Genomic DNA, 14,730 nt, shown 5'->3' with positions numbered 1-14,730 from the left:
GGGTCGTCCGGGCCGCCGAGCAGATGCGGCCCGAACAGCGCGACCACGGGCAGCAGGATCAGCACGACCGCGAACGGCGGCACCGCCAGCGTCATCCCCGCGATGATCCCGCCCAGCCCGAGATGCAGGGTGAACCAGGCCGCCGTACGCCCCCGCGCCGTCCGGCCGCGCGCGGGGTCGTAGGCGAGCCGGTCCGCCGCCACCCCGCACAGCGCCCGTACCGCCCCGGCCTCCAGCGAGCGGGTCAGCGGGAACAGCGCCGCGGTGAGCGCGGCGAGCGGCAGCCCCACCGCGAACGACAGGAGCTGGGCGCGGATGTCGTAGAAGACGTACCGGGCGTCCAGGGCCGGTCCGACGATCACCTGGCCGACGAGGACGTACGGCATGGCGAGCGCGCCGCCGAGGATCAGATGGATCCAGCGCCGGCGCGTCGCCCGCCCGAACAGGAACCGGACGGCTTGTCTCACGCGGACCGCCGCCCGAGGAAGTGAACCCCTGCGGCGGCCACCAGACTTCCGGTGATCATCTGGCCAGCGTAGGCGAGGTACAGCGACACCGTGGCGTCATCGGTGGTGACGACCGAAGCCACCGTCAGCCACGCCCCCCAGCAGGCCGCCGCACCCGACCCGAGCCAGGCCAGCGCCAGCGGCACCCGCACGGGCAGCACCGGCACCCGCCGGAAGGCGAGCACCACGGCACCGGCCACGCCCGCGAGGAGGAAGAGGACGTCCAGGGCGCGCAGCCACTCACCGTCGCAGGCGGAGCGCAGGTGTACGACGAGGGGAACCACCGAGGCCGCGGCGGCGAACAGAGTGGCTGTGCGCGGCCAGGTGCCGAAGCAGGCGCCCGGCACCTCCCACATCCGGCCCTGCCACACCCGGCCCCAGCGCTCCCGCGTGTACAGCACGAACAGCGCGCCGAGCGCCAGCCCCTGCACGATGAAGCCGCCGTACACCACGCCGAACACCCAGTCGTGCAGGAACGGTTCGGAGCCGCTGTCCTCGCCGGAGCCCAGCAGGAGCTGGAGCGGGAACCCCGCCATGATCGGCGAGAGCAGCCCCGTGGCGACCCACACCGGCCCGACCAGCAGCCAGGCGGGAACCCGCAGCCCCCACGGCCGGGTCAGCAGCAGCGCGAGCACGATGACGCAGGCGTCCATCAGCAGCGTGACGCCGTTGGCGACGGCCACCGCGCCCCGGTGCTCCAGCAGCACGCTCCCCTCGGGGATGCCGATGTCGCTCCCCGTCAGCCAGGCGGTCTTCAGCCCGAGATACGGCAGACAGGAGAGGATCGCGACGGCGCGCAGCGGCACCCGCGAACGGGTGAGGAGTGGCGAGGACATGCCCCCACGCTCTCGCGCGGACCGCCCCCGGCACGTCCCGCCCGCCGACGATCCCCCTCCGCCGCACGGGGGAGAGGAAGATCGCCCTCAGAGACGGCGCGTGGCCAGCGTCAGCCGGTCCCGTGCGTCGAACAGGGCGTCCTTCACGAGCTGTTCGTGCGCCGGGGTCAGCCGCGCCACCGGGATCGAGCAGCTGATCGCGTCACGGGCCGGGGTGCGGTACGGGATCGCCACGCCGAAGCAGCGCAGGCCCAGCGTGTTCTCCTCACGGTCCACGGCGAAGCCCTGCTCGCGGACCTGGTGCAGCTCCTCGATCAGCTTCTCGCGGTCGGTGATGGTGTTCTCGGTCAGCGCCGGAAGCGTCTCCGGGAGCAGCTTGCGGACCTGCTCGTCGGTGTACGTGCTCAGCAGCGCCTTGCCGAGGGACGTCGAGTGCGCGGGCAGCCGGCGGCCGACCCGGGTGAAGGGGCGCAGGTAGTGCTGGGACTGGCGGGTGGCCAGGTAGACCACGTTGGTGCCGTCGAGCCGGGCCAGGTGGATGGTCTCGGTGGTGTCGTCCGACAGCCGGTCCAGCGTGGGACGGGCCGCCGCCACCACCTCGTCGCCGTCGATGTAGGAGGTGCCGACCAGCAGCGCCCGCACCCCGATGCCGTACCGGGTGCCGGTCGCGTCGGTCTCCACCCAGCCCAGCTCCACCAGCGTGCGCAGCAGCATGTACAGGCTGGACTTGGGGTAGCCGACGGCCTCCTGGACCGCGGCGAGGGAGTGCATACCGGGGCGGCCGGCGAAGTATTCGAGCAGTTCGACCGTCCGTACCGCGGACTTGACCTGCGCGCCGCCCCCCGTCTCGCCTGCCGACATCGCGCTTGACCCCTTCGTTCGACGGGAAATAGTCTCACCAGCGTATTCACCATGAAAGACAGCGTTCAGTATATCGAACAACCCTGGTGAATGACCCCGTACCGCGCAATACATGTGGAGGGACCCGCGGTGGCAGCAGCACCAGTCTGGAGTGTCGACCCCCGAACCGGGAAGCAGCGCGAACAGGTTGCGGTGGAGGCCACAGCCCAGGAGGTGGACGCCGCCGTCCGCGCCGCCGACCAGGCACGCGGCGCCCTCACCGACCGCGCCGTCCGGGCCGCCTTCCTGCGCACCGCGGCCGAGCGGCTGGAGGCCGCCAAGGACCAGCTCGTCGAGGCCGCCGACGCCGAGACCGCCCTCGGGCCGGTCCGGCTGACCGGGGAACTCGCCCGCACCTGCTACCAGCTGCGCGCCTTCGCGGACATCGTCGACGAGGGCGCCTTCCTCGACGTCGTCATCAACCACCCCGACGACACCGCCACCCCGCCCATTCCCGACCTGCGCCGCTACAAGGTGCCGCTCGGCGTGGTCGCCGTCTACTCGGCCTCCAACTTCCCCTTCGCCTTCTCCGTCGCGGGCGGCGACACCGCGAGCGCGCTCGCCGCGGGCTGCCCGGTCGTCGTCAAGGCCCACCCCGACCACCCGGCCCTGTCCGAACTGGTCGCCAAGGTGCTGCGCACCGCCGCCAAGGCGCACGGCGTCCCGGCCGGTGTCGTTGGCCTGGTCCACGGCTTCGAGGCGGGCATCGCCCTCATCGAGCACCCGCTGGTCTCCGCGGCCGGCTTCACTGGCTCGGTACGCGGCGGGCGGGCCCTGTTCGACGCGGCGGCGGCCCGGCCCGTCCCGATCCCCTTCCACGGCGAGCTGGGCTCCCTGAACCCGGTACTGATCACCGAGGCCGCCGCCGCCGAGCGCGCCGAGGCCATCGGCGCCGGACTCGCGGGCTCCATGACCCTCGGCGTCGGACAGTTCTGTGTGAAGCCCGGCCTGGTGCTGGCGCCCGCCGGGGCCTCCGGGGACCGCCTGGTGAAGTCCCTCACCGACGCCGTCAGCGACACCGACCCCGGGGTCCTGCTCGACCACCGGATGCGGGACAACTTCCTCGCCGGAGTCGCCGAGCGCGCCGAACTGCCCGAGGTCGACTCCCCGGTCACCCCGGGCGCGGGCGGCGAGCACACGGTGAGCGCGGGCTTCCTGACCGTGCCGGCCGGGAAGCTGGCCCAGGAGGGCACCTACGACCTGCTGCTGGAGGAGTGCTTCGGCCCCGTCACCGTCGTCGCCCGCTACGAGGACGAGGCCGAGGCCAAGGCGGTGCTCTCCCGGCTGCCCGGCAACCTCACCGCGACCGTCCACCTGTCCACCGAGGAGGCCGCGGGCCAGGGGCGCGGCCCCGAGCTGCTCGCCGAGCTGACCCCGCTGGCCGGACGCGTGCTGGTCAACGGCTGGCCGACCGGTGTCGCCGTCGCCCCCGCCCAGCACCACGGCGGCCCGTACCCGGCGACCACCTCCACCTCCACCTCCGTCGGCGGCACCGCCATCGAGCGCTGGCTGCGGCCCGTGGTCTACCAGGGCGCCCCCGAGGCGCTGCTGCCGCCGGAACTGAGGGACGACAATCCGCTCGGACTTCCGCGCAGGTTCAACGGCCGTCTGGAACGCTGACCGGATGGACCTGGAACTCCCCGAGCTGCCCTTCCTCCTGCGCACCTACGGCCCCGACGGCCACTGGTCCTACGAGGACGGCGTGCTCACCGGATGGGCGGGACCCCGGCAGGACCGGTTCGTGCCGCCCACCGGCGAGGCCCTGGACCCGGCCGCCGACGCGCCCCGGCTGCTCGGCTCGCCCGAGGGCGACTTCCAGCTCATCGCCCGGGTCACCGTCGGCTTCGCCGGGTCCTTCGACGCCGGCGCGCTCTATGTGCACGTGGCGGAACGGGCCTGGGCGAAGCTGTGCCTGGAGTACTCCCCGGACGTGCCCACCGTCTGCACGGTGGTCACCCGGGGCCACTCCGACGACGCCAACTCCTTCACCGTCGAGGGAAGTTCGGTGTGGCTGCGGGTCAGCCGCACCGGGCGGGCGTTCGCCTTCCACGCCTCCCGGGACGGCAAGCGGTGGACCTTCGTCCGGCTGTTCACCCTCGCTGACGAGAAGGCGACGGGCGCGGCGCTGGTCGGCTTCATGGCGCAGTCACCGCTCGGCGAGGGGTGTGTCGTGACCTACGACCACCTGGAGTTCCGGGACAGCTGGCCGAGCGAGCTGCGGGACGGCTCGTAGGGGGCTGGGGGACGGCTCGTAGGGGCTCGGGAATGAACCCCGCCGCTTGAATGTTCACCTACTTCGCGGAGGGGGTCTCCGCATGGACGTTCGAGTGGGAGAGCCGAGAGAGATATGCGCGTCGAGATCTGGAGCGACATCGCCTGCCCCTGGTGCTACGTGGGCAAGGCCCGCTTCGAGAAGGCGCTCGCGGCCTTCCCGCACCAGGAGCGGGTCGAGGTCGTGCACCGCTCCTTCGAGCTGGACCCGGGGCGGGCCAAGGACGACACCGCCCCGGTGATCGCGATGCTCGCCAAGAAGTACGGCATGAGCGAGGCGCAGGCCCAGGCCGCAGAGGACAACGTCGGCGCCCAGGCCGCCGCCGAGGGCCTCACCTACCGCACCCGGGGCCGCGACCACGGAAACACCTTCGACATGCACCGGCTGCTGCACTTCGCCAAGGAGCACGGCCGCCAGGGCGAACTCGTCCAGGCGCTGTACGAGGCGAACTTCGCCGAGGAGGAGTCCGTCTTCGGCGACGACGAGCGGCTGGTGAAGCTCGCCGTCGGCGCGGGCCTGGACGAGAACGCCGCCCGCGCGGTGCTCGCCGACCCCACCGCCTACGCCGACGACGTCCGCGCCGACGAGCGCGAGGCGGCGCAGCTCGGCGCGAACGGTGTGCCGTTCTTCGTCGTCGACCGCAAGTACGGCGTCTCCGGCGCCCAGCCCACCGACGTGTTCACGCAGGTCCTCACCACGGCATGGGACGAGCGCTCCCCGCTCACGCTCATCGACCGGGCCGAGGGCGAGGGCGAGGGCGAGGCGTGCGGCCCCGACGGGTGCGCGGTGCCGCAGCACTGAAAGCCGCAGGTCGGGGCGGGCTCCCTCGGGACCGGCAAAGTCGCAGGTCGGCGCGGATCCATAAGGACTGCTTAGCGAAACCACGTAAAAATTCGCAATGGACGGGGAGTTCCCGGGCCTCCAGAGTGGTCCCATGGAGACCTTCGAGAGCCTCGTCCGTGCCGAGTTCGCCCCGGGGAACACCTACCTCAACACCGCGAGCAACGGCCTCCTGCCGGCCCGCACCGTCGACGCCGTACAGGCCGCCGTCCGGATGCGGGCCGAGGGACGGCCGCTCGGGTCCCTCTACGACGACGTGGAGACGGTCCGGGCCGCCTTCGCCCGGATCGCCGGGGTGCCCACCGAGCGGGTCGCGCTCGGCACCTCGGTCGCCGAGTACGGCGCGCTGATCGCCGCCGCACTGCCCGCAGGAGCCGAAGTCCTCACTGCCGAGGCCGACTTCGCCTCCCTGGTCAACCCCTTCCACATGCGCGGCGACCTGAAGGTGCGGGCCGTGCCGCTGGAGCGGCTCGCCGAGTCGGTGCGCCCGGAGACCGCGCTGGTCGCGGTCAGCGCCGTGCAGTCCGCCGACGGGCGGCTCGCGGATCTGGCGGCGGTGCGCGAGGCGGCCCGCGCCCACGGGGCCCGTATCTACGTCGACGCCTCCCAGTCGGTGGGCTGGCTGCCGCTGGACGCCGGCGCCCACGACTTCGTCGCCGCCGTCGGCTTCAAGTGGGTCCTGGGGCCGCACGGCAACACCTTCTTCGTCGCGCCCGAGGACTTCGGCGAGCTGACCCCGCTGCTGGCGGGCTGGGTCGCGGGCGAGGTCCCCTGGGACAGCTGCTACGGCCCGGTCCAGGAACTCGCCCACTCCGTACGGCGGTTCGACGTCAGCCCCGCCCTGTTCACGTACGCGGGCCTGCGCGCCTCGCTCTCCCTCGTCGAGGAGCTGGGCATCGACGCGATCCACGCCCACGACGTGGGCCTCGCCGACCGCTTCCGCACCGGCCTGGCCTCCCTCGGCCACACCCCGGTCCCGTCCCCGGGCTCGGCCATCGTCTCCGTCCCCGGCCTCGGCCACCGCCAGCCCGAGCTGAGCGAGGCGGGCATCGAGGTGTCCAACCGCGCGGGCAACCTGCGTGCCGCGTTCCACCTGTACAACACGGCCGCCGACGTGGACCGGCTGCTGGACGTCCTGTCGTCCTGAACCACTGGCGCGGCCCCGGCCGGGACGCTAGGAAAGGGGAGTGGAGTCCACGGGCGAGGTGCCGTCGAACCCGGCCGCCGACGAGGAGCTGCACCGGCGGCTGGTGTACGGCGACGAGTCCGCGCTGGCCGAGGTGTACGCGGCGTACCTGCCGCTGGTGCGCCGGATCGCGGTACGGGTGACCCGTACCCCGGGCGCCGCCGAGGACGTGGCACAGGAGGTCTTCGCCCAGCTGTGGAGCAGGCCGTACGCCTACGACCCGGGCCGCGGCACGCTGCGCACCTGGCTGTCCCTGCTCGCCCACCGGAGGGCCGTGGACTGGGTGCGCGGCGAGGCCCGGCACCGCAAGCACGCCCACGCCGACGACGACGCCCTGCGCACGGTCCCGGAACCCGGACCCGGACCGGACGAGACGGTCGTGGACCGGGAGCGCAGCCTGCTGCTGCACAGCGCGCTCGCCGAACTTCCCGAACCGCAGCGAGAGGTGGTCCACCTCGCCTATTTCGCGGGCCGCACCTACCGGCAGGCCGCCGTTGAGCTGGGCATTCCCGAGGGCACCGCCAAGTCCAGGCTGCGCACCGCGCTGCGCTCGCTGGCCGAAACGCTGGCCGACCCACCCGACCCCGCGCGGGCAAGAGGCGCATGATGGCAATAGGGGTCCGTGCTCCACGGGAAGGAGGCGTTCGGTGACCGAGCACGAGGACGTACGCGAACTGCTGGCCGCCTGGGCCTTCGGCGCCCTGGACGCGGCCGACGCCGACCGGGTCCGGCCGCATCTGGCGGGCTGCGAGAGCTGCGCGGCGGAGGCGGAACGGCTGCGCGAGACGGTACGGCTGCTGGACGGCCCGCCCATCGGCGGACTGCCCGCCCGCCCCGCCACCGGACTTCCACCCGCCCTGCTGGCCCGCCGCCCCACCGCGCCCCGCACCGCCGCCCACGCCGCCTGCTACGCCGCCGCCGTCCAGGCGCTACGGGCCCTGCTGCCCGAGGCGGAGGGCCGCTGGGCCACGCCGGTCGTCCACGACTGGGACGTCCACGCGACCGTCGCCCACCTGCTGGCCGCCGACGAGGCACTGGCCGGCCGCCTCGGCATCCCCGCGCGGGTCCCGGAGACCGTGCTCCCGCAGGACATGCGCTGGGAGGAGGCCTGGGCCCGGCGCACCGCCGACGTGATCGCCCACGAGCACGCCCGTACCCCCGGGGAGACCGTCGCGTCCTGGGCCGGGCAGGCGGACGCGCTGCTGGCCACCCCCGAGGCCCGCGACCCCGAACTGGCCGCGCGCGCCGAGCTGTTGATGGGCCTGCGTCTCCCGGTCGCCGACCACTTCGCGGTCCGGGCCTTCGAGACCTGGATCCACACGGACGACATCGGCCGCGCCCTGGGCCTGGTGGTCCCACCGCCCCCCGAGCCCCACCTGGACCAGCTGGTCCGCCTGGCGGTCCGGGTGCTGGGCCTCGCCCTGGGCCCCGAAGCGACCCCGGTCCTCTTCTCCGTCACCGACGGCGAGGAGTGGGTCCTGGGCTCGTCGGCCGAGCCCGTCGCCGCCGAACTCACCCTGGACCCGGTCGACTTCTGCCTCCTCATGGGCGGCCGAACGGCCCCCGAGGAGGTCCCGCGCGGCGCCACGGGCGACGCGGCCGCCGTCCGGAACGTACTGGAGGCGGCCGCGTCACTGGCGTGGCTGTAGGGGCTACCGGACCGGGGTGAAGTCCCGCGCCCCGATGAACTCCGGGCGGCGGACCGGGGCCGCGAACGGCTCGACCGCCTTGTTCTCCACGCTGTTGAAGACGATGAAGACATTGCTGCGCGGGAACGGGGTGATGTTGTCGCCCGAGCCGTGCATGCAGTTGCAGTCGAACCAGGTCGCCGAGCCCGCCCTGCCGGTGAACAGGCGGATGCCGTGCTCGGAGGCCATCCTGGTGAGGGCCTCGTCGGACGGGGTGCCCGCGTCCTGCATCTGGAGGGACTTCTTGTAGTTGTCCTTCGGGGTGGCGCCCGCGCAGCCCAGGAACGTCCTGTGCGAGCCCGGCATGATCATGAGCCCGCCGTTGGTGTCGTAGTTCTCGGTCAGCGCGATCGAGACGGACACCGTGCGCATGTTGGGCAGGCCGTCCTCGGCGTGCCAGGTCTCGAAGTCGGAGTGCCAGTAGAAGCCGCTGGCGCCGAACCCGGGCTTGACGTTGATCCGGGACTGGTGGACGTACACGTCCGAGCCGAGGAGCTGCCGGGCGCGCCCGACGACCCGCTCGTCGCGCACCAGGTTCGCGAACACCTCGCTGATCCGGTGCACTTCGAACACCGAGCGGATCTCCTTGGACTTCGGCTCGATGATCGAGCGTTCGTCGGCGCGGATCTCCGGGTCGGTGACCAGCCGCTCCAACTCGCGACGGTACACGGCGACTTCGTCGTCGTTGATCAGCTGCTCGACAGGCAGGAAGCCGTCACGCTCGTAGGCCTGGAGCTCCGGGCCGGAGATCGGGCCCGGCGTGCCGGGCGCGGACCACACCACCGGGTCCTGGCGCGGGAGCGTCACCTCGGTGGCGCCTCGGCTGGGGTACAGATCGGTCATCGTCATGATGCGTCACACCTCCTCGGGTTCGGTGAGCAGCGGATACACGCCGTTCTCGTCGTGGTCCTCGCGGCCGGTCACCGGCGGGTTGAAGACACAGATGCAGCGGAAGTCCTGCTTCACCCGCAGCGTGTGCCTCTCGTGGCCGTCCAGCAGGTACATGGTCCCGGGCGTGATCGTGTGGGTCAGCCCGGACTCGTGATCGGTCAGTTCGGCCTCGCCCTCGACACAGACGACCGCCTCGATGTGGTTCGCGTACCACATCGACGTCTCCGTACCCGCGTACAGAATCGTCTCGTGCAGGGAGAACCCGACCCGCTCCTTGGCGAGGACGATGCGTTTGCTCTCCCAGGTGCCGGACGCCGCCTTCACATGCCGGTCGGTGCCTTCGATGTCCTTGAACGAACGGACGATCACAGTTTCGGACGCCTCCTGATCAGATGGTTTCTCGGACGGCACGGGCGAGCACGCTCAGGCCCGCGTCGAGTTCCTCGGGGGTGATGGTCAGCGCGGGCAGCAGCTTCACGACCTCGCTCTCGGGGCCGGACGTCTCGATCAGCAGCCCGAGTTCGAAGGCGCGCCGCGCGATCCGGTCGGCCCGGTCCTTGGCGTGGAACTCCAGCCCCCACACCAGCCCGCGGCCCCGGTACTCCTTCACATCGGCGAGGTTCTCCTCCGTGATGGAGATCAGCGCCTGCTCGACCTGCTCCCCGCGGGCCCGGGTCTGCTTCTCCATCGCGCTGCCGTCGGCCCAGTACGTCTGCAGCGCGGCGGTCGCGGTGACGAAGGCGGGGTTGTTGCCGCGGAACGTGCCGTTGTGCTCGCCCGGCTCCCAGATGTCCAGCTCCGGCCGGAACAGACACAGGGACATGGGCAGTCCGTAGCCGCTGATGGACTTGGACACGGTGACGATGTCCGGCGTGATGCCCGCCTCCTCGAAGGAGAAGAAGGCGCCGGTACGGCCGCAGCCCATCTGGATGTCGTCGACGATCAGCAGCATGTCCTGCCGCTCGCACAACTCCTTGAGCGCGCGCAGCCATTCGGGCCGGGCGACGTTGATGCCGCCCTCGCCCTGCACGGTCTCCACGATCACCGCGGCGGGCTTGTTCAGCCCGGACCCCTGGTCCTCCAGCAGCCGCTCGAACCACAGGAAGTCCGGGACGGTGCCGTCGAAGTAGTTGTCGAACGGCATGGGCGTGCCGTGCACCAGCGGGATCCCCGCCCCGGCCCGCTTGAAGGCGTTACCGGTGACGGCGAGGGACCCCAGCGACATCCCGTGGAAGGCATTGGTGAAGGACACGATGGCCTCGCGCCCCTTCACCTTCCGCGCCAGCTTCAGCGCGGACTCGACGGCATTCGTGCCCGTCGGCCCCGGGAACATGACCTTGTACGGCAGATCCCGCGGCCGAAGCACCAGGTCCTGGAAGGTCTGCAGGAACGCCCGCTTGGCGCCGGTCGACATGTCGAGCCCGTGCGTGACGCCGTCCCGCTCCAGGTAGTCGATCAACGCCCGTTTCAGGACGGGGTTGTTGTGCCCGTAGTTCAGTGAGCCGGCCCCGGCGAAGAAGTCCAGGTACTCGTGGCCGTCCTCGTCGTACATGCGGCTGCCCCGCGCACGGTCGAAGACGGTGGGCCAGCCGCGGCAGTAGCTGCGTACCTCGGACTCCAGGGTCTGGAAGACGCTGAGGTCGGGCTGGGTGATGGTCACGACGAATCGCTCCTCGTTGTGGGGAGGTCAGTGGGAGAGGGGACCGATGCGGTACAGGACTTCCGAGTCGTGCGGCCCGTCGGGGAACAGGCCCGCCTCGAACAGCACCTCGCGCTCCAGAGCGGCGCCGTGCCGCTCGGCGAAGGAGGTGAACAGCCGCTCGGAGGCGGTGTTTCCGGGCGTGATGGTGGTCTCCACGCCGGTGACGCCGTACGCGCCGGCGACCCGTGCGACGAGCCCGTCCAGCAGCGCGGCGGCGACGCCGCGGCCACGGTGGGCGTCGTCCACCGCGACCTGCCAGACCAGCAGGGTCCGCGGGCGGGCGGGCCGGATGTACCCGGTGACGAAGCCGACCGGCCGCCCGTCCTCGTCGCGGGCGACGGCCGAGGTGCCGGCGAAGTCCCGGCACCACAGCAGATAGCTGTAGGACGAGTTCAGATCGAGCGTCCTGGAGTCCTTGGCGATACGCCACAGCGCGGCGCCGTCGGCCACCGTCGGCCGGTCGATTTGCAGGTCTGCTTGTGCGGCAGTCATGCGAATTGAACTTACCGAGCAGAATTCAAAATTGCATGGCGGGGAGGGGTTACGCGAGCTGGGCGGATGTGTTATCCGCGCGAGGTCGTACTGTCCCGATATGCACCGTGCGATTGGCGCAAACCGGACGCGATGTTGAACGCGTCACAGTCGTGTAATCTCGACGAATCGCGCCCGAATTGGACCCGCTTCGAGGCTCACAAAATCTCTGCGTTTACGCTCGCGGAAACCGGGCAGAAGACAACGGGGAGCTGCTCCGATAAAGAATTCAAGAATTGTCGTGGAGTGTGAATTCAGCTGCCGGTCGTGCCGTCGATGCGCTCACGCAGGATGTCGGCGTGCCCGTTGTGGCGCGCGTACTCCTCGATCATGTGCAGATACACCCACCGCAGACTGACCTCGGCCCCACCGAAGGGCCCGCCCCCGGGGATGTGCCCGACCGCGTCGAGCGCCCGCCCGCCGCACACGGCCTGCCCGAGCCCGATCTCCCGCCGCCACACGGCGAGCGCCTCCTTGAGCCCTCGCCCGTCGGTGAGCGTGTACCCGGTCTCGTCCTCGAACACGGTCTCCGCCCCGACGTCCCCGAACGCCCGCCGGAACCAGTTCCGTTCAACCTCGGCCATGTGCTGCACAAGCCCCAGCAGCGTGAGCGCGGACGGTTCCGCGGAGGCTTCCCGCACCTGCGCGTCGTCCAGCCCGGCGCACTTGACCTCAAGGGTGCCCCGATGAAAGTCCAACCACCCTTCGAGCATGCCCCGTTCGTCCCCAAGCCGGGGAGGGGCGACTCGTCCGTCGGGGAGGATGGCGGGGATCTGGTCATCAGCAGTCATGGATCCACCATGCCGGACCCGGCGACGCGGCAGTGAACTGACATCCATTTCAGGTCACTTGACCAAGACTTGCTCACTCGCGCAGGGGGCCCGGGATGTGACATCCCGAGGCGCACACGTAAGCTGCTGGCCCATTGGTGGACGATCTTGACGCATCGATGGACACGCATACGGGGGCCGTATGTCCGGTGAAGGTGACCGCACTCGGGCTGATCTCGACGTGATCAGAGAGATGGGTAACGGGCTTGCCCGGGTGAAGAAGGCCTTTGAGGGGCTTGAGAAGCTCGGTGGCAAGTACGGGGAGGACTTCGGCGACCGGGACGTCGCCGACAAGTTCGAGGATTTCGCGGGCAGTTGGGAAATCAACCGGGAGAAGCTCACCGAAGAGGTCGCGGCGCTCGCCAAGATGGCCAAGACCGCGGCGAAGACGTACGAGGACATCGATCACGCGCTGGCCGAGGCGATCCGGAATGCACAGGATCCCAAGTCGAAGAAGAAGGGGAAGTAGGGCGTGTCACCCCGACCTCGCGATTGGCACCCGCTCGCGGACAGCGACCCGATCCCCGGTGATCCCGACCGAGTTGCCGCGCTCGGCCGACAGCTGAGAGCCACTGCCGAGGAGTTGGAGCGGCAGATCCGCAACCTCAAGGCAGTCGCCGACGTCGACGCCTGGGACAGCAAGGCGGGCAAGGAGTTCCGCGAGAAGGCGACCGGCAACGTCAAGAAGCTTGAGGCCGCGCTGACCCGCTACGACAGCGCGGCGGACGCCCTCGGCGACAAGGTGACCGAGATCGCCGGCAGTCATCAGGACAAGGTTTGCGCGAAGCCCACGAACTATGCGTCGGACCTGAACCGAGCGCAGGAGATCGCCGACGCGGCTCTGCGGGAGGCGAAGGACGCGGAGGACCGGAAGGGGGCCGCCCAGCGGAGCCTCGACGGCCTCTCGGAGAAGGACAAGGCAGACAAGAAGAAGCTGGAGGAGCAGCGGGACCAGGCCGGAGACGAGATCGACGCCGCCCGAGCCAAGCTCGCCCAGGCCATTGAGATTCGCAATAACGCGGCAACTGCGGCTGGTGAGGCACTTAAGAGCATCGCCGGCATCAAGGACTCGCTGAAGGATGATTTTTGGGACAAGTTCGACGACTGGGTTGATTGGGTTGGCGAAAAAGCAGAGCTACTTGCCACCTATTTCGGCGTCGCCGCGCTTGCTGTCGGGTGGATTCCGATCATTGGTCAAGCGCTTGCCGGAGTTCTGGGCGCGGTGTCGACGTTTTTCACACTGGTGAGCACAGTCTGTACTGTCATCCAGGTAATCAGAGGCGACAAGGGACTGAAGGACCTGGCGTTCTCAATTCTGGGCCTCGCTGTCATGGGCGTGGGTAAGGCGTTTGCCAAGGTTGCCGGACGGTACGCCCAGGAAGCCCTTCGGGTGATGAACAAGGCTGGTTCGGCAAGAACGTCGAAACAAGTGGCTCGCGCTGGAAAGAAGCTGAACAAGTTTGCTCGGCGAGCAGACGAGTCCGAGGGGGTTCTGGCCAGTAGGCTGAGGACATTCAAGCTGGAGCCCGGAGATGGATGGAAGTCTGTCAAGGAGGTCTTCACCGAACCTTTCTCGAAGGCGTGGGGTGAGAATCTCAAGGTTCTGGACCCTAGGAGCGGCAACTATGGAGCCGCGTGGAACAGGATGGTCGTTCGAGGGGATGGAAATATTGCCCTCGGGGTCGGGCGGTCGGTCTCCGTGGCAGACCCAGGTATTGCATCTGACTTGAAGGACATCAAATTTGCCGCCCACGGGCTGGACAGCTACGGTGCCGTTAACGAAATTTCCATGAAGGCGACTGTGGCATCCGTAGTGGGTACTGGAGTGACATCGGTAGGCATGGCCTTGGACGGTAACCTCAACCCACTCCTGGATTGAGAGGAGATAGCGGTGGGCACTCGCGAATCGGGTGGAATGATGCGAGATTGTGAGTACCGGTTCGAATTTCAGCCAGGCTGGTTTGAATTGACCCTGACGGACAGGGTCGAGACAGAGGCTCTGATTCTGGCTGAGTCAATCAAGAAGCAGTTCAACCCGTTGGAGCTCGCCGTAAGTGAGCGCGATCTGCTCCGCGACCTGGCGCGTCGAGCGCTCCACCTGAATATTGATGAGCCTCTCCTCGCGTCTGCCTACTATACTGCGAGTGGAAATTGTCTCGCTAATTTCCGGCTTGATGCATTTGTTGAGGACGACGACAAGCCCCTGCCGACGCCTGCTGAGACGGTACCGTACATCTTGGGCTGGGTGGATGGGGATATTGCCGGTGAGCCGGATGTCAAGTACCTGGACTTGGAATTCGGTTCTGCTGTCCGCGTCCAGGCCATGGTGCAGAAGAAGAGGAAGCTGGGCTTTGGTCGCAAGTTGAGCGAGTTCATTGATTATGCAGTTTTTCCGCCGGGTGCGGATCATCTCGTCGTTGTCCATGTCGGATGGTGGAGCATGGCTCACACCGACGAACTGACCGCGCTGACCGACGAACTTGTTGCCACGATGAGGCGAGTCCCGGTGGACGCCAACGGTGACGAGATCAAGCCGAACAGTTGAGAT

Annotated in this window: 15 protein-coding genes and 2 pseudogenes; 9 read left to right on the top strand and 8 right to left on the bottom strand. The window is 69.6% G+C overall.

What is annotated here, in order from left to right; all coding sequences use genetic code 11:
* The 3 genes and pseudogenes from GA0115233_RS24620 to GA0115233_RS24610 form a co-directional block, all read right to left on the bottom strand.
* Nucleotides 1-467: pseudogene (locus GA0115233_RS24620) on the bottom strand (histidine kinase); the annotation flags it as partial.
* A complete protein-coding gene (locus GA0115233_RS24615; protein ID WP_093722472.1) occupies nucleotides 464-1,342 on the bottom strand; it encodes a hypothetical protein in 879 nt (292 codons plus the stop codon). The pseudogene GA0115233_RS24620 and the gene GA0115233_RS24615, both read right to left, overlap by 4 nt.
* An 87-nt stretch (nucleotides 1,343-1,429) precedes the next feature.
* The gene (locus GA0115233_RS24610) at nucleotides 1,430-2,203 is read right to left on the bottom strand and encodes an IclR family transcriptional regulator (protein WP_093722471.1); all 774 of its coding nucleotides are present in this window, start codon (nucleotides 2,201-2,203) and stop codon (nucleotides 1,430-1,432) included.
* A gap of 129 nt (nucleotides 2,204-2,332) precedes the next feature.
* On the opposite strand from GA0115233_RS24610, the gene GA0115233_RS24605 reads away from it, so the two are divergent.
* From GA0115233_RS24605 to GA0115233_RS24580, 6 genes and pseudogenes are all read left to right on the top strand, one after another.
* Nucleotides 2,333-3,862 (top strand): aldehyde dehydrogenase (NADP(+)), encoded by a 1,530-nt coding sequence (locus GA0115233_RS24605; RefSeq protein WP_093722470.1) that lies wholly within the window; start codon nucleotides 2,333-2,335, stop codon nucleotides 3,860-3,862.
* A 4-nt stretch (nucleotides 3,863-3,866) separates the two neighbouring features.
* Nucleotides 3,867-4,475: a DUF1349 domain-containing protein gene (locus tag GA0115233_RS24600; RefSeq protein WP_093722469.1), complete on the top strand. Its 609-nt coding sequence runs from the start codon at nucleotides 3,867-3,869 to the stop codon at nucleotides 4,473-4,475.
* A gap of 93 nt (nucleotides 4,476-4,568) precedes the next feature.
* Nucleotides 4,569-5,315 (top strand): annotated as a pseudogene (locus GA0115233_RS24595) (DsbA family oxidoreductase); the annotation flags it as partial.
* Between the two features lie 133 nt (nucleotides 5,316-5,448).
* Nucleotides 5,449-6,501, top strand: a complete 1,053-nt coding sequence (locus GA0115233_RS24590; RefSeq protein WP_093722467.1) for an aminotransferase class V-fold PLP-dependent enzyme — start codon at nucleotides 5,449-5,451, stop codon at nucleotides 6,499-6,501.
* A 40-nt stretch (nucleotides 6,502-6,541) separates the two neighbouring features.
* Nucleotides 6,542-7,147, top strand: a complete 606-nt coding sequence (locus GA0115233_RS24585) for an RNA polymerase sigma factor (protein WP_093722466.1) — start codon at nucleotides 6,542-6,544, stop codon at nucleotides 7,145-7,147.
* Between the two features lie 40 nt (nucleotides 7,148-7,187).
* Complete coding sequence (locus tag GA0115233_RS24580; RefSeq protein ID WP_093722465.1) at nucleotides 7,188-8,189, top strand: maleylpyruvate isomerase family mycothiol-dependent enzyme; 1,002 nt, start codon at nucleotides 7,188-7,190, stop codon at nucleotides 8,187-8,189.
* Between the two features lie 3 nt (nucleotides 8,190-8,192).
* On the opposite strand, the gene thpD is transcribed toward GA0115233_RS24580, so the two are convergent.
* From thpD to GA0115233_RS24555, 5 genes are all read right to left on the bottom strand, one after another.
* The gene (gene thpD / locus GA0115233_RS24575) at nucleotides 8,193-9,077 is read right to left on the bottom strand and encodes an ectoine hydroxylase (protein ID WP_093722464.1); all 885 of its coding nucleotides are present in this window, start codon (nucleotides 9,075-9,077) and stop codon (nucleotides 8,193-8,195) included.
* Nucleotides 9,078-9,083: 6 nt separating this feature from the next.
* Nucleotides 9,084-9,488, bottom strand: a complete 405-nt coding sequence (locus GA0115233_RS24570) for an ectoine synthase (protein ID WP_093722463.1) — start codon at nucleotides 9,486-9,488, stop codon at nucleotides 9,084-9,086.
* 19 nt (nucleotides 9,489-9,507) lie between these two features.
* Nucleotides 9,508-10,779, bottom strand: coding sequence for a diaminobutyrate--2-oxoglutarate transaminase (gene ectB / locus GA0115233_RS24565; RefSeq protein WP_093722462.1), 1,272 nt, complete (start codon nucleotides 10,777-10,779; stop codon nucleotides 9,508-9,510).
* Between the two features lie 27 nt (nucleotides 10,780-10,806).
* On the bottom strand, nucleotides 10,807-11,313 hold the full coding sequence (gene ectA, locus GA0115233_RS24560; RefSeq protein WP_093722461.1) for a diaminobutyrate acetyltransferase: 507 nt from the start codon (nucleotides 11,311-11,313) through the stop codon (nucleotides 10,807-10,809).
* 293 nt (nucleotides 11,314-11,606) lie between these two features.
* Entirely contained in the window at nucleotides 11,607-12,143 is a 537-nt protein-coding gene (locus GA0115233_RS24555) for a DinB family protein (protein ID WP_093722460.1), read from the bottom strand.
* Nucleotides 12,144-12,324: 181 nt separating this feature from the next.
* Between GA0115233_RS24555 and GA0115233_RS24550 the strand changes: the two genes are divergently transcribed.
* Genes GA0115233_RS24550 through GA0115233_RS24540 form a run of 3 tightly spaced genes read left to right on the top strand, consistent with a single transcriptional unit; the run spans nucleotide 12,325 to nucleotide 14,727 of the window.
* Entirely contained in the window at nucleotides 12,325-12,651 is a 327-nt protein-coding gene (locus GA0115233_RS24550) for a hypothetical protein (RefSeq protein WP_141689566.1), read from the top strand.
* 3 nt (nucleotides 12,652-12,654) lie between these two features.
* The gene (locus GA0115233_RS24545) at nucleotides 12,655-14,061 is read left to right on the top strand and encodes a hypothetical protein (protein ID WP_141689565.1); all 1,407 of its coding nucleotides are present in this window, start codon (nucleotides 12,655-12,657) and stop codon (nucleotides 14,059-14,061) included.
* Nucleotides 14,062-14,073: 12 nt separating this feature from the next.
* Nucleotides 14,074-14,727, top strand: a complete 654-nt coding sequence (locus tag GA0115233_RS24540) for a hypothetical protein (RefSeq protein ID WP_141689564.1) — start codon at nucleotides 14,074-14,076, stop codon at nucleotides 14,725-14,727.
* Nucleotides 14,728-14,730: the final 3 nt, after the last annotated feature.

The organism is Streptomyces sp. DI166, from assembly GCF_900091315.1.
Classification (GTDB): domain Bacteria; phylum Actinomycetota; class Actinomycetes; order Streptomycetales; family Streptomycetaceae; genus Streptomyces; species Streptomyces fuscus.
The sequence above is the reverse complement of the archived record's forward strand: the minus strand, read 5'-3'. Positions and strand labels throughout refer to the sequence as shown.

Bases quoted from the DNA above. Each gene is read 5' to 3' on its own strand.
- GA0115233_RS24590 (WP_093722467.1), top strand. From the start codon at position 5,449: ATGGAGACCTTCGAGAGCCTCGTCCGTGCCGAGTTCGCCCCGGGGAAC.
- GA0115233_RS24610 (WP_093722471.1), bottom strand. From the start codon at position 2,203: ATGTCGGCAGGCGAGACGGGGGGCGGCGCGCAGGTCAAGTCCGCGGTA.
- ectA (WP_093722461.1), bottom strand. From the start codon at position 11,313: ATGACTGCCGCACAAGCAGACCTGCAAATCGACCGGCCGACGGTGGCC.
- GA0115233_RS24550 (WP_141689566.1), top strand. From the start codon at position 12,325: ATGTCCGGTGAAGGTGACCGCACTCGGGCTGATCTCGACGTGATCAGA.
- GA0115233_RS24555 (WP_093722460.1), bottom strand. From the start codon at position 12,143: ATGACTGCTGATGACCAGATCCCCGCCATCCTCCCCGACGGACGAGTC.
- GA0115233_RS24615 (WP_093722472.1), bottom strand. From the start codon at position 1,342: ATGTCCTCGCCACTCCTCACCCGTTCGCGGGTGCCGCTGCGCGCCGTC.
- thpD (WP_093722464.1), bottom strand. From the start codon at position 9,077: ATGACGATGACCGATCTGTACCCCAGCCGAGGCGCCACCGAGGTGACG.
- GA0115233_RS24600 (WP_093722469.1), top strand. From the start codon at position 3,867: ATGGACCTGGAACTCCCCGAGCTGCCCTTCCTCCTGCGCACCTACGGC.